Genomic DNA, 12907 nt, shown 5'->3' with positions numbered 1-12907 from the left:
CGCAGTGCCGCGAGCCGCAGCGGAAACCCGCAGCAGCACGCCAAAGGATGAGACCCGTGACCTTCAAGGCTGAGTACATCTGGATCGACGGCACCGAGCCGACCGCGAAGCTTCGCTCCAAGACGAAGATCATCGCGGGTGACGCCCTCGCGCTCGACGAGCTGCCGATCTGGGGCTTCGACGGTTCCAGCACGAACCAGGCCAAGGGCCACGCCTCGGACCGCGTCCTCAACCCGGTCTTCTCCTGCCCGGACCCGATCCGCGGCGGCGACGACATCCTGGTGCTGTGCGAGGTCCTGAACACGGACATGACGCCGCACGAGTCGAACACGCGCGCCGGGCTGGCCGAGGTCTCCGCGCGGTACGGGGCTCAGGAGCCGATCTTCGGCATCGAGCAGGAGTACACCTTCTTCGAGGGCACCCGCCCGCTCGGCTTCCCGGTCAACGGCTTCCCGGCCGCGCAGGGCGGTTACTACTGCGGCGTCGGCGCGGACGAGATCTTCGGCCGCCCGATCGTCGAGGCGCACCTCGAGAACTGCCTCAAGGCCGGTCTCGGCATCTCCGGCATCAACGCCGAGGTCATGCCGGGCCAGTGGGAGTTCCAGGTCGGCCCGCTGGCCCCCCTGGAGGTCTCGGACCAGCTGTGGATCGCCCGCTGGCTGCTGTACCGCACGGCCGAGGACTTCAACGTCTCCGCGACGCTGGACCCGAAGCCGGTGAAGGGCGACTGGAACGGCGCGGGCGCGCACACCAACTTCTCCACGAAGGCGATGCGCGAGCGCTACGACGCGATCATCACCGCGTGCGAGTCGCTCGGCGAGGGCTCGAAGCCGCTCGACCACGTCAAGAACTACGGCGCCGGCATCGACGACCGTCTGACGGGCCTGCACGAGACCGCCCCGTGGGACCAGTACTCCTACGGCGTCTCGGACCGAGGCGCCTCGGTCCGCATCCCGTGGCAGGTCGAGCAGGACCAGAAGGGCTACATCGAGGACCGTCGCCCGAACGCGAACGTGGACCCGTACACGGTGACCCGCCTGATCGTGGACACCTGCTGCGAGGCCCTGGAGAAGGCCGACCAGGTCTGATCCGCAGCACCGCACGAAGCACGCAGCACGGAGAGGGGGCGCCCACCGGTTCGTACGGTGGGCGCCCCTCTTCGTCGTACAGGGGGCGCGCCTCCCGGCATGTGGGCAGCGCTACACGGGTTCTGACCGGGCGGGGGCTCGTCGGGGGCATTCCCTTCTGGTTCAATAGGGATATGGCCATCATGCAGAACGACACCGCGACGGGTCGTCACGACCTCGAGCCGTTCTGGCCTTCCCGGCAGCACCATGACTTCGACCGGTGCTGTCGACGCGCGAGGAACGCGTCGGCCCTCTAAAGCCCCGATCGGTTCGGTCCGATCCCCGGCCTTCGGCCGACGCGCACGACGTACGAGACCTCTCCGTCCGTTCCCCGCGCGAAAGAGCTGACCTGCCATGGCCCACACCCAGAGCGCCTCCCTCACCGCCGTCCGTCCCGGCCGGCCCCGACTGCGGGCCGTCGATCCGCACGAGGTCGTCGACTTCGCCCAGGTCGCGGAGTTCCTGCCGCCCGGCGCCACCCTGCTGCCCGCGCCGCAGCACACGCTGCCGACGCTGCCGGGGCGTCCGCCGATGGTCGGGTACCTCGTCCTCGTACCGGCCGACCAGCACGCCCGGCTGCCCTTCGCCGCGCCTTCCCCCGCCTCCGTCCCCGCCCCCGTGGAGGAGCAGGGGCCGGTGGCCATCGACGGGGTCCGGCGGATCGCCGTCGTGGACGGGCAGGCGCTGGACCTGACGTACCTCGAGTTCGAGCTGCTCGCCCATCTGGTGGCACACCCCCTCCGGGTGCACACCCGCGACCAGTTGGTCACCACCGTGTGGGGGTACGGGCACGTCGGCGACGGCCGTACCGTCGACGTGCACGTGGCCCGGCTGCGCCGCAAGCTGGGCGCCGAGCACCGCCGCACGATCCAGACCGTGCGGCGGGTCGGCTACAAGTACACCCCCTGATCAGCCGGTTCGGCCCGCCCCGGACCTCGCCCTGGTCACCAGCGCCAGGGCGAGGTCCACGGCCAGGAACAGCAGCAGGCTCAGGCCGAGCAGCGGGACGAACCACGCCACCAGGGCCGTGACCGCGAGCAGCGGCAGCGGCAGCGTCGGCGGCACCTTGCGCCAGGCGCCCCTGGCGACCGGCCGGCCCGGACGGCGCAGCCACCACATGCGGTAGCCCCAGAGGATCAGCAGGATCAGGGACAGCGCGAGGGCCGCGAGCGCCAGCTGGTTGATCAGGCCGAGGAACACACCCGTGTGCGCGTCGATGCCGAACCGGGTGAGCTTCGCGAGCAACGGGTAGTCGGCGAAGGCCAGCCGGTCGAGCACCGCGCCGTCCGCCGGGTTCACCGCCACCGAGTCCAGCTCGACCGGGAACCGCGTGTCCGTCTCCTTGACCACGTACCCCTTGCCCTCGGCGGGCAGTGCCACCGAGACGCTCGGACTGTCGATACCGGCCGCGCGGGCCGCCTCCAGCGCCTTGTCGATGCCGATGTCCGGGCCCTGGGCGGTGGTGGTGCCGGTGTGGGCGCCGCCGTGGCCCTCGTGCTCCGAGGACCCGCCGGCCGCACCGCCGACGGTCGCGGTCAGCGTCGGCGTCGCGCCGCCGAGACCGTCCTGCGCCACGCCGATGTTCTCCCCCGCGTACCGCGACCAGGTCAGGCCGGTGGCCGAGAGCAGCACCAGGCCGGTCACCGCCCACAGACCCACCGAGCCGTGCCAGGAGAGCGTGCGGCGCCGGGACGCCGGGCCGCCCTCCGGCACGAAGAGGGCACGGCGGTTCCTCCTGCGGCGGCCGAGCCACAGCAGCAGACCGCCCAGCGCGATCACCCACAGCCAGCTCGCGGCCAGTTCGCTGTAGTTCCGGCCGAGGTCGCCGAGATGCAGATCGCGGTGCAGGCCGTCGGTCCAGGTGCGCAGCGGGAGCGCCCCGGAGCTGCCGTAACTGGGCAGCTGCCCGCGTACGTCACCGGTGTACGGGTCCACGAAGACGGCCGCCGAGGTGACCTCGGGGGCGTCCGGGTCGGCCATCAGGACGCGGGTCGTCGCCCCGGGTTCGACGCCGGGCCAGACGGCGGTGACGGTGCCGTTCGGGTTGACCTTGCGCGCGGTGTTCACCTGCTGGGAGAGCGGCAGGGTGGCGTCCCCGACGGGGACCTCCAGCTCGTGCGCGTACACGACCTTCTCGGCCTGGAAGGAGAGCGCGTACAGCAGGCCGCTGGCGGCGGCCACGAGGAGGAAGGGGGCGACGAGCACGCCCGCGTAGAAGTGGAGGCGGAGGACGAGGGGGCGGAGGGAACTCCAGGTGGTGCCGGGGTGGGTGGGGGTGGTCGTGGGGGGCCTCGTGGCCGTCGCGGATGGCTTCGTGGCTGTCGTGCGGGGCTCTGTGGCTTGCGACGGTGGCGCCTCGGGTGTTTCCGGGCGTGCGGGATCGTCGATCGGCATGACTGTCCTCGGACTCGTTGCAGACAGGGGGAAGGGACCCCCGGGTCAGACGTGAGCTCCGAGGGCCTTGGCGCGGGGTACGGGCGGCCGGGGCGGGCCGCGCCGGGAGAGGGCGTGCGCGAGGACGACGGTGTGCGGACGGTGCGCGCTCCGGCGCGCCCGGCGGAGCGCGGGGCGCGGGACATGGGGCACGGGCACGCGCGCGAGGAGGGGGCGGAGCGGGGTGAAGGCGTACGCGAGGGCCGCCTCCGCCAGCGTCAGGAACGCGGCCTCGCCACGGGCCAGCCAGAGGCCGCAGAGCAGTGCGGCGAGGAGGTGGACGGCGAGCATGCCGAGACCGCCGCCGGAGAGCATGTCCGTGGTGGAGGCCATGTCAGCGCCTGAACTCATGTCCATGGCGGGGCTCATGGCACCCATGCCGTGCATGCCGCCGTGGGGCACCCCGTGCATGTCGTGGGCCGCACCCGGCGTCGGGCTCGCCATCGGGTGGCCCGTGTCCCCCGCCCGCGCGCCCGCCATGGAGAAGAGCAGGTGCGACGCCCCCTGGAGCACGGCCATCGCACCCGCGATCGTCGGCGCGCCCCGGCGCCGGCCCGCCGCCGCCCAGGCCGCGCCCGCCGTCGCGGCGAAGGCGGCGAGCAGGGCGACGGCCGGCAGCCGATGCTCAGACATGGAGGAATGCCCCACCGCCGCCAAGGTCACGCACACCACCGCGAACAGGGCGGCTCTCGACGCGCGCAGGGGCGACCGGACATCCGTCATCGCCCGTCATGGTGTCACCCGGCCGTGCGGCGCACGAGACCACCTCCCCGCGCGATGACACCCCTCACGCGGCCGTGACGTTCCTCCCGTGGCGGAATCCCCCCGGAGCGGAACACCCTGGTCCCCGGGGCGACCGGCCGGGCAGGCTCGGGACATGAGACTACTGATGCTCGGAGGCACGGAGTTCGTCGGCCGCGCGGTCGTCGAGGCCGCGCTCGGCCGGGGCTGGGACGTGACCGTCTTCCACCGCGGGCGGCACCCGGCCCCCGAGGGGGTGACCGCACTGCTCGGCGACCGCACCACCGCCCCGGAGGGCCTCGCCGCGCTCGCCACCGGTTCCTGGGACGCCGTCGTGGACACCTGGTCGCTCGCGCCCTCGGTGGTGCGGGACGCGGCCCGGCTGCTCGCCGGACGGGTCGAGCGGTACGCGTACGTGTCGAGCCGGTCCGTGTACACCTGGCCCATGGCCGCCGGGCTGACGGAGGACGGTCCGCTGGTGGACGGTTCGCCGGACGCCGGCGGCGAGGTGCCGTACGGGGAGGCCAAGCGGGGCGGCGAACTGGCCGTCGCGGACGCGTTCGGCGCGGAGCGGTCACTGTTCGTCCGCGCCGGGCTCATCCTCGGCCCGTACGAGAACGTGGGCCGGCTCCCCTGGTGGCTCGGCCGGATCGCGCGCGGCGGTCCGGTCCTCGCGCCCGGCCCCGAGGCGCTGCCGATCCAGTACATCGACGTGCGCGACCTGGCCGAATGGACGCTCGACGCGGTGGCCGCGGGGCGCTGCGGGCCGTACGACCTCGTGTCGCCGCCCGGCCACGCGACGATGGGCGAACTGCTCGACGCGTGCGTAGAGGCGACCGGTGGGACCGACGCCGTCGGACTCCGGTGGACCGAGCCCGAGGCGCTCCTCGCCGCCGGGGTGGAGCCCTGGACGGAGCTGCCCGTCTGGCTGCCGCCGGGCGAGACGTACGACGCGATGCACACGGCCGACGTCTCCCGGGCGCTCGCGACCGGGCTGCGCTGCCGGCCCGTCGCCGAGACGGTCGCGGACACCTGGGCGTGGCTGGAATCGCTCGGCGGGGTGGCACCGGACCAGCCGAACCGGCCGGGCCGACCGCCGGTGGGGCTCTCCCCCGAACGGGAGGCGGAGGTGCTCACCGCGCTCGCCGGGGCCGCGGAGGCCGCGGGGCTCGCCTGACGCGGCGGACTCACGTGGGAGCCGCCCACCCGGACGTGACGAACCCGCTGGATCTGCCCATAGCGGGATGATCCATTACGGTCGACCGCACACGCACGTACCGGAGGAGCCGCCGACATGCCCGCCATCCCCGCCACCTCCGTCGCCAACCTCCGCGATCTCGGCGGCCTGCCGCTCGGGGGCGGGCGGACGGTTCGGCCCGGGCTCGCCCTGCGGTCCGCGCAGCTCGACCGGCTCGACCCCGCGGAACCGGCGGTGGCCGGCCTCGGTGTCCGTACCGTCGTCGACTTCCGTACGGAGGGCGAGCGCGGCGAGCGGCCCGACCGGCTGCCCGTCGGCGCGCGGGCGCTCGTCGCGGACGTGCTCGCCGACCATCTGGCCGTCAGCGGGCTGCCGCCCGCCGCGCACCTGAAGCAGTTGATCTCCGACCCGGCGCTCGCCGAGGAACACCTCGGCGGGGGCCGGGTGCGGGCCGCGTTCGCCCGGACGTACCGCACCTTCGTCTCCGGCGAATCGGCCCGCGCGGCCTACCGCACGCTCCTCACCGAGCTGGGCGCGCCGGACGCCGGGCCGTTGCTCTTCCACTGCTCGGCGGGGAAGGACCGGACGGGCTGGGCGGCGACGGTCGTGCTGTCGCTGCTCGGCGCGGACGAGGAGACCGTGCGGTCGGAGTACCTCGCCGTCAACACGGCGGTGCGGCAGGCGTTCGCGCCGATGATCGAGGGGTTCACGGCCCAGGGCGGCGATCCGCAGCTGGCGCTCGACCTGATCGGGGTCCTTCCGGAGTACCTGGCGGCGGCGCTCGACGAGGTGGCGGTCCGGCACGGATCGATGGAGGCGTACGTACGGGACGGGCTGGGTGTTCCGGACGAGGTCACGGCGGTGATCCGCGAGCGGCTGACGGTCCCGGCCGCCTGAGCACGCACCACGGGCCGGGGTGACCATCGGAAGAATCGCTCGTTCTGCTGAACGTGAGCACCCAGGATCTCGTTCCCTCGCCCGTGGGCCCCGTCGACGTCGAGCAGGCCGAGGCCGCGCTCGTCGAGCGCTATCCGCGCCTGGTCCGCATCGCCTATCTCGTGCTGCCGCCTTCGCTGGGACGCAACCGCCGGGTGCTGACGGCGCACGCGCTCGTCCAGCGTTCGCTGCCGCGGCGGCGGGTGCCGGGGCCGTCCGTGCCGGAGCCCCGGCTGTCCGAGGACGCGGTCGATCCCGGGTACGCGTACGTACGGGGCGAGGTGCTGCGGCAGGCGCTGATCGCGGGCCTGCCGCTGCGACGCCTCGCGCTGCCGCGCCGGTCCCAGTTCCCGCCGCTGCTGCCGCATGTGTGGGGGCTGCGATTGTTCCCCCGGGTGGGGGGCGCGGACGAACTGGCCCTGGACCAGCGCCTGTCCCGCCTCTCCGGCCCGGGCCGCGCGGCCTACGTCCTGCGCGGCCTGGAACGCCAGGGGGACCCGGAGGTCCTGCGGGTCCTGAGGGCGGCGGGGGTGGAGGACCCGGCGGGGGCTCTGACGGAGGCGGACGCGGTGGAGACGGGGGCCCTGGACGGGCCGGGCTTCTCGGACGGAGGGCCGTCCGGCACCGGGGACGGCCGTACGGAACGGGTCGGGGAACAGCCCGGCCCGGGCCGGGGTGGAGCCGGGAACCGGACGGGACCGGGGGGGCAGGGAGCCGGGCGGGAACGCGCGGGCGGCGGAGCCGGTACGGGGGCGGCGGGCGGCAGCGGCGCCGGCGGTACGGCCACGCCGGGCCGGACCGGCACCGACGGCCGGAACGGTCGCGCCGAACGCGTCGGCGAGCAGGCGGGACCCGGCGGGGCTGGAGCGGCACCGGGAGACCGGACCCGGCCGCTCGACGATGCCGGGGGCGCCGATGGCCGGGGTGCGCAGGGCGGTTCGCCCGGCGGAGCCGCAGCCTCCGGCGACCGGAGCGGACGCCCCGACGGACTCGGACGACCAGGTGGAGCCCCTGGAGACCACGGTGGCGCCGACGGCCGGGGCTGGCAGGGCGGCAGCGCTCGCGACGGGTTCGGGCAGTCGGGCACGGGCCTCGGCTCCGACGGCGCCGGGCGTTCGGGGGGTGCCGGAGCCGAGGCCCGTGAGGCGGGGCGGGGCCCCGGTGGGTTCGATCCCGGGCGGCGGCGTAGTGGGGTCGCCCTGCTGGAGTCCGACGAGTTCGATCCCTGTGCGCTGCAGGCGCGGCCCACCGATCTCATGCGGCGGCGGCAGCACGGCCGGGCCGCTCTCGTCGCCCTCGCCGCGCTCGTCGTCTGCGGGACACTGCTCGGGCTGCCCGGGGACGGCTGGGGCAGAAACGGTGCCGCCGCCCCCTCGTACGCCCGCAACCCCGCCGCCGAGGCCGCCCTCGACCCCGGCGCCCTCAAGCGGGTCGACCCCACCGTCTGGCCCGGTTCGACCCGGCAGGACTTCTCCGTGTGGCCCGCCCGCGGCAACCTCGCCCGGGACACCGGCCTGCTTCGGCGCACGCTCGCCGTGTGGGCCCGGCCCGGCCCCTCCGTACGCTCCTCCGCCACGCCCGGGACCCCGGTCGGGCCACCCATGGGACCGCCACAGCTGCTGTTCGCGGGCGTCGTCGACGGGGCCCGGGTGGTGCTCCTCCACGACGGGCTGCGCGCCGTGCGGTACGCCGAACCCGTCGACGGCGCGGCGGGCACCGCCGGAGCCGCGCTCGACTTCGCGCGCACCGACGGCGCCGACACCGTCGGTTCCGCCGCGCTCGTCGTGTCCCGCGCGGCGGGCAACGTCCGCTATCTCACCGCGCCCTGGGTCACGGAGACCGCCGTACGGGACCTGCTCGCGCCCGGCCGGGACGCCCGGCCGCTGCCCCGCGACGGCGACGGGGTGACGGAGCCGATGACGAGCCCCGCGCTCGCGAAGGGCTGCACCCGCTGGAACACCCTCCAGGTGCACGACGGTTCGGGGCTCCGGCTCCTCGCCGACCTGGGCGAGCTGTCCCCCGCCCGCCTCCTGTGGGGCGCCCCCGGCGCCCCCGTGGACGCCACGGGCCCCGACGCGCGGGCGGCGTGGGCCCGTACCGCCTGCCAGCTGACGGCGGTGCGGGCGCACGGCGTGCGCTCGGTGAGCGCCTGGCGGTTCGCGCGGCAGCCGCTGCCGGAGGGTGCCGGGCGGGGCACCTGGCTGTGCACGCGCGCGGAGACCTGGCGGGGTACGGGCAGCAGGGTCCTCGCCCAGTTCCTGGTCCCCTCGCCGGAGGTGCCGGCGGCGCTCGCGGCCCGCTCCGAGGGGTCGCCCGCGTGCGGGGTGCGGGAGCCCCGGGTCCTGGCGGGCGTGCTGTGGCAGGCGCCGGGCGGCGGCTGGTACGTCCTGGCGGCGGGCAGCCCGGACGTCACCGCGCTGGAGACCTCGGGCGGGGTGAAGGGCCGTGCGGACGGGCCGGTGCTGGCGGTGAAGGCGTCGGCGGGGGCGCGGGCCGACCTGGACGGCACCCTGCGGGACGGGCGGAGGATGGGCGCACTGAGGTAGGGGGAGGCGGCGGGTCGGCGGGCGCGCGTCCCCGGCCGTCCGCCCGCACGGGCCCCGGACCCCGCCCCCACCCCCAAAAAGACCGTGCACAGGCCTGTTGCCACCGCCTTACCCCTCAGTACATTGACGTCATGTCTAATACGCGGCCCGTACCGGTGGCGTCGGAGCACGTCGAGCTCAGAGCCCGCAAGGTCTCCTTCGACTGGGAGGCGACCCCGCTCCACTGGGTGCCCGGCGATCCCTTCACCACGCACACCATCAACGTGCTGCACCTGCTCCTCCCCGCCGGCGAGCGCTGGTTCGTGCACGTCTACAAGCAGGCGCTGCCGTACATCACCGACGACCGGCTGCGCGAGGACGTCATCGGCTTCGTCGGCCAGGAGGCCATCCACTCCCAGGCCCACGACGACGTCCTGCCCCACCTCCGCGAGCAGGGCCTCGACCCCACCCCGTACACCGCGCAGGTCGACTGGTTCTTCGAGAAGCTCCTCGGGGACCGGACCCTGCCGCCGGGCCGCCCGCGCCGCTGGTGGCTCATGGAACGGGTCGCGCTGATCGCCGCCATCGAGCACTACACCGCCTTCCTCGGCGACTGGGTCCTCAACGCCGACGCCCTCGACCGCGCCGGCGCCGACCCCACCATGCTCGACCTGCTGCGCTGGCACGGCGCCGAGGAGGTCGAGCACCGCGCGGTCGCCTTCGAGCTCTTCATGCACCTCGACGGCGGCTACCGGCGCCGCGCCCGCACCTGGGCGCTCGCCTTCTCCGCGCTCGTCTTCCTCTGGCAGCGCGGCATCCGCTTCTTCATGGAGAACGATCCCAGCCTGCTCGACGGCAAGGCCTCCCTCGGCCAGTTCGTCCGCAAGGGCCGGCAGGGCGTACTGCCCTCCACCCCGGCCATGCTGCGCTCCGTCCCCCGCTACCTCAGCCGCGCCTACCACCCCTCCCAGGAGGGGAACACCGCGCAGGCGATGGCCTACCTGGCCTCCTCCCCCGGCGCCAACGGAGGTCACTGATGCCCCGGTTCACCACCGTCGCCCTCGTCGCCGGGGCCGCGCTGCTCGTCCGCCGCGCGGTCCGCAGCCGTATGTCCACCGCGCCACTGTGGCCGATGCCCGCCCTCGACGAACCCGTGTCCGGATACGGCCGGGGCCGCACCGTCCCCCGCAGGGTCCGCGTCGCCCGGCGCACCGAACCCGCCGAGGGGGTCGTCGAACTGCGCCTGGAGGGAGCCGGGTTGCCCGCCTGGCAGCCCGGCGCCCATGTCGATCTCGTCCTGCCCTCCGGGCTCGTCCGGCAGTACTCGCTCTGCGGCGATCCAGCCGACACGGGCGCGTACACCGTGGCCACCCGTCTCGTCGAGGACAGCCGGGGCGGCTCCCGCGAGGTCCACGAACAGCTCCACGAGGGCGTGGAGATCGAGATCCGGGGCCCCCGCAACCGCTTCCCGCTCGCCGACGCCCCCGCGTACGTCTTCGTCGCCGGCGGCATCGGCATCACCCCGGTCCTCCCGATGCTCCGCGCCGCCGAAGCGGCCGGCGCGGACTGGCGGCTCGTGTACTGCGGGCGCGGGCGCGCCTCCATGCCGTACCTCGCCGAGATCGAGCGGCTCGGCGGCGACCGGGTGACCGTCGTCGCCGAGGACGAGTCGGGCCGCCCCGACCTGGGCTTCCTCACCCGGGTGCCCGCCGGGACGCCGGTCTACTGCTGCGGCCCCGACGGCCTCATGGACGCGGTGGCGGCGGCGCTGCCGGAGGGCAGGGCGCCGCGCCTGGAGCGCTTCTCCGCCTCGGCGCCGGTCGACGGGACGGCCTTCGAGGTCGAGCTGCGCCGCTCCGGACGCACGGTGAGGGTCGCGGCCGACCAGTCGGTCCTCGCAGCGGTACGCGAGGAGGTCCCGGGCCTCATGTACTCCTGCCGGCAGGGCTTCTGCGGCACCTGCCGACAGCGGGTGATCGAGGGCGAGATCGACCACCGGGACGAGCTGCTCACCGATGCCGAGCGGGACGACTCGATGCTGATCTGCGTCTCGCGCTGTACGGGGAAGCGGCTCGTCCTGGACCTGTAGGGCCGCCCTACGGCAGGACCAGCCAGTCGAGGGCCAGCGCGACGAGGAGGCCTCCCACCAGGAGCCAGGTGCCCAGCCGCGTACGGCCGTTGCGGGACAGCTCGATCACGATCCCGCAGAGGATCATGGCGAGGCCGTACACGCCGACGACGAGCACGGACGTCCGGCTCGCGAGGCGGATCACGAGGACCACGGCCATCGCCACGAGGAGCACGGAGGCGGCGGCCACGCGGAGGCGGCGCGCCTGCTTCGGGGTGAGCCCGGCGGTGCGGACGGCCTCTTCGGCGACCTCTTCGGCGGCGTCGTCGTCCGGCTCCACGGTCTCGTCCGTCTCGACGCTCTCGTCCGCGTCGTCGGTCTCGGCGGACTCCTCCCCCTCATCCGTCTCCGCGGCCCCGTGGGCGGCCTTCTCGGGCTTCGGAGTCCCTTCGGGGCTCTCCTTGCGGGTCTCCTCGTGGGTCTCCTCGGCCTCAGGGGCCTCCGGGGACTTGGCTGCCTGGGTGTCCTGGTCGGAAGCGCTCATGGAGCAGGAGAGTAACCGACCCCGTTAGGCTGTTCGTATGACGACCGGGGTACGCCGCAGGATGGGCGTCGAGGAGCGCAAGCAGCAACTGATCGGGGTCGCCCTCGAACTCTTCAGCCACCGCTCTCCCGACGAGGTCTCCATCGACGAGATCGCCGCCGCCGCGGGCATCTCGCGGCCGTTGGTCTACCACTACTTCCCCGGCAAGCAGAGCCTGTACGAGGCGGCGCTGCGGCGGGCCGCCGACGAGCTGGCGGCCCGGTTCGTGGAGCCCCCGCAGGGACCGCTCGGGGCGCGGCTGCTGCGGGTGATGGGCCGGTTCTTCGATTTCGTGGACGAGCACGGCCCGGGTTTCGCGGCGCTGATGCGGGGCGGGCCCGCGGTGGGTTCGTCCACGACGAACGCGATGATCGACGAGGTCCGGCAGGCCGCGTACGTCCAGATCCTCGCCCATCTGGGCGTCGAGAAGCCGTCCGCCCGGCTGGAGTTGGTCGTCCGCTCCTGGGTGTCGCTCGCCGAGTCGACGGCGCTGATCTGGCTGGACGGGCGCCGTGTCCCGCGCGCGGAGCTGGAGTTGCAGCTCGTGCACGACTTCGCGGCGCTGGCCGCGGTGAGTGCCGCGTACGACGCGGAGATGGCGGAGATCCTGGTGGGTCTCCTCGCGGACGAGCCGGCCGACGGCCCCTTCGGGGAGCTGGTGGCCAGGCTCGTCGCGCTGGTGCCCACGGCCGGGGCGGCGCCCGTCGTGCCCGATCAGCGCTTGCGGTAGGACGGTTCGAGGTCGCAGGTCAGAACACCCTTACGGTGATCACCATGACGACGCGAGTGATCTTCCGGCGGGCCGGAGAGGGCGATCTCGATCTCCTGGCGGGAATGTACGACGCGGCCGCCCGCTGGATGCTGCGCAACGGCATCGACCAGTGGAAGCCCGGCGGGAAGAGTGCCGCCCACTTCGGCGAGCGCCTGGCCGCCGGTGAGGTGTGGCTGGCGTCCCACGGTGGCCGGGTGGTCGGCGCGTACGAGCTGTGGTGGGAGGACGAGGGGGCCTGGGGTCCGCAGCCGCCGGTCGCCGGGTACGTCCACCGGCTGATGACGGAGCGGGCGTCGGCGCCGGCCGGCACCGGGCGGGCGCTGCTCGCGCACGCGGAGGAGCGGATAGCGGCCGGCGGACGGGCGGTGGCCCGGCTGGACTGTCTGTCGGACAACCCGCGGCTCCGTACGTACTACGAGGCCGCGGGCTACCGTGCCGTCGGCGAGGAGCCGGGAAAGCTCGCCGCCGACGGCACGCGTTACGGGGTCACCCTGATGGAGCGGTCGCTCACCGGGGCGTGACCC

At 74.5% G+C, this 12907-nt stretch carries 12 protein-coding genes; 9 read left to right on the top strand and 3 right to left on the bottom strand.

What is annotated here, in order from left to right; all coding sequences use genetic code 11:
* Window positions 1-56 precede the first annotated feature (56 nt).
* Window positions 57-1088 (top strand): glutamine synthetase, encoded by a 1032-nt coding sequence (gene glnII, locus ABT154_RS05700; protein ID WP_351853298.1) that lies wholly within the window; start codon window positions 57-59, stop codon window positions 1086-1088.
* A 393-nt stretch (window positions 1089-1481) separates the two neighbouring features.
* Window positions 1482-2036 carry a winged helix-turn-helix domain-containing protein gene (locus ABT154_RS05695; RefSeq protein ID WP_351853296.1) on the top strand — a complete coding sequence of 185 codons (555 nt, stop codon included), beginning with the start codon at window positions 1482-1484 and terminating at the stop codon, window positions 2034-2036.
* Here ABT154_RS05695 and ABT154_RS05690 read toward each other — a convergent pair whose 3' ends face one another.
* Both ABT154_RS05690 and ABT154_RS05685 read right to left on the bottom strand, forming a co-directional pair.
* On the bottom strand, window positions 2037-3521 hold the full coding sequence (locus ABT154_RS05690; RefSeq protein ID WP_351853294.1) for a PepSY-associated TM helix domain-containing protein: 1485 nt from the start codon (window positions 3519-3521) through the stop codon (window positions 2037-2039).
* Window positions 3522-3566: 45 nt separating this feature from the next.
* Window positions 3567-4193: a hypothetical protein gene (locus tag ABT154_RS05685; RefSeq protein WP_351853291.1), complete on the bottom strand. Its 627-nt coding sequence runs from the start codon at window positions 4191-4193 to the stop codon at window positions 3567-3569.
* 244 nt (window positions 4194-4437) lie between these two features.
* On the opposite strand from ABT154_RS05685, the gene ABT154_RS05680 reads away from it, so the two are divergent.
* The 5 genes from ABT154_RS05680 to ABT154_RS05660 all read left to right on the top strand — a co-directional run bounded on the left by ABT154_RS05680 (window position 4438) and on the right by ABT154_RS05660 (window position 11049).
* Window positions 4438-5478: an NAD-dependent epimerase/dehydratase family protein gene (locus ABT154_RS05680; RefSeq protein ID WP_351853289.1), complete on the top strand. Its 1041-nt coding sequence runs from the start codon at window positions 4438-4440 to the stop codon at window positions 5476-5478.
* Window positions 5479-5595: 117 nt separating this feature from the next.
* Complete coding sequence (locus ABT154_RS05675; protein WP_351853286.1) at window positions 5596-6396, top strand: tyrosine-protein phosphatase; 801 nt, start codon at window positions 5596-5598, stop codon at window positions 6394-6396.
* Between the two features lie 53 nt (window positions 6397-6449).
* Entirely contained in the window at window positions 6450-8981 is a 2532-nt protein-coding gene (locus tag ABT154_RS05670; protein ID WP_351853283.1) for a hypothetical protein, read from the top strand.
* Between the two features lie 131 nt (window positions 8982-9112).
* The gene (locus ABT154_RS05665; protein ID WP_351853282.1) at window positions 9113-9997 is read left to right on the top strand and encodes a metal-dependent hydrolase; all 885 of its coding nucleotides are present in this window, start codon (window positions 9113-9115) and stop codon (window positions 9995-9997) included.
* Window positions 9997-11049 carry a PDR/VanB family oxidoreductase gene (locus tag ABT154_RS05660; RefSeq protein ID WP_351853280.1) on the top strand — a complete coding sequence of 351 codons (1053 nt, stop codon included), beginning with the start codon at window positions 9997-9999 and terminating at the stop codon, window positions 11047-11049. The genes ABT154_RS05665 and ABT154_RS05660 overlap by 1 nt, the downstream gene beginning before the upstream one ends.
* A 7-nt stretch (window positions 11050-11056) precedes the next feature.
* Here the strand turns inward: ABT154_RS05660 and ABT154_RS05655 are convergent, their stop codons facing one another.
* On the bottom strand, window positions 11057-11572 hold the full coding sequence (locus tag ABT154_RS05655) for a hypothetical protein (protein WP_351853278.1): 516 nt from the start codon (window positions 11570-11572) through the stop codon (window positions 11057-11059).
* Between the two features lie 37 nt (window positions 11573-11609).
* On the opposite strand from ABT154_RS05655, the gene ABT154_RS05650 reads away from it, so the two are divergent.
* A complete protein-coding gene (locus tag ABT154_RS05650) occupies window positions 11610-12341 on the top strand; it encodes a TetR/AcrR family transcriptional regulator (RefSeq protein WP_351853276.1) in 732 nt (243 codons plus the stop codon).
* A gap of 44 nt (window positions 12342-12385) precedes the next feature.
* Complete coding sequence (locus ABT154_RS05645) at window positions 12386-12904, top strand: GNAT family N-acetyltransferase (RefSeq protein WP_351853274.1); 519 nt, start codon at window positions 12386-12388, stop codon at window positions 12902-12904.
* The last annotated feature ends 3 nt before the right edge of the window (window positions 12905-12907 follow it).

The organism is Streptomyces sp. NPDC001728 (assembly GCF_040297565.1).
Taxonomy (GTDB): domain Bacteria; phylum Actinomycetota; class Actinomycetes; order Streptomycetales; family Streptomycetaceae; genus Streptomyces.
The sequence above is the reverse complement of the archived record's forward strand: the minus strand, read 5'-3'. Positions and strand labels throughout refer to the sequence as shown.

What these genes read in the sequence shown, in the direction of transcription:
- ABT154_RS05690 (WP_351853294.1), bottom strand. Translation starts at nt 3,521, where the DNA reads ATGCCGATCGACGATCCCGCACGCCCGGAAACACCCGAGGCGCCACCG.
- ABT154_RS05695 (WP_351853296.1), top strand. Translation starts at nt 1,482, where the DNA reads ATGGCCCACACCCAGAGCGCCTCCCTCACCGCCGTCCGTCCCGGCCGG.
- ABT154_RS05660 (WP_351853280.1), top strand. Translation starts at nt 9,997, where the DNA reads ATGCCCCGGTTCACCACCGTCGCCCTCGTCGCCGGGGCCGCGCTGCTC.
- ABT154_RS05650 (WP_351853276.1), top strand. Translation starts at nt 11,610, where the DNA reads ATGACGACCGGGGTACGCCGCAGGATGGGCGTCGAGGAGCGCAAGCAG.
- ABT154_RS05675 (WP_351853286.1), top strand. Translation starts at nt 5,596, where the DNA reads ATGCCCGCCATCCCCGCCACCTCCGTCGCCAACCTCCGCGATCTCGGC.
- ABT154_RS05680 (WP_351853289.1), top strand. Translation starts at nt 4,438, where the DNA reads ATGAGACTACTGATGCTCGGAGGCACGGAGTTCGTCGGCCGCGCGGTC.
- ABT154_RS05665 (WP_351853282.1), top strand. Translation starts at nt 9,113, where the DNA reads ATGTCTAATACGCGGCCCGTACCGGTGGCGTCGGAGCACGTCGAGCTC.
- ABT154_RS05685 (WP_351853291.1), bottom strand. Translation starts at nt 4,193, where the DNA reads ATGTCTGAGCATCGGCTGCCGGCCGTCGCCCTGCTCGCCGCCTTCGCC.
- ABT154_RS05645 (WP_351853274.1), top strand. Translation starts at nt 12,386, where the DNA reads ATGACGACGCGAGTGATCTTCCGGCGGGCCGGAGAGGGCGATCTCGAT.
- ABT154_RS05655 (WP_351853278.1), bottom strand. Translation starts at nt 11,572, where the DNA reads ATGAGCGCTTCCGACCAGGACACCCAGGCAGCCAAGTCCCCGGAGGCC.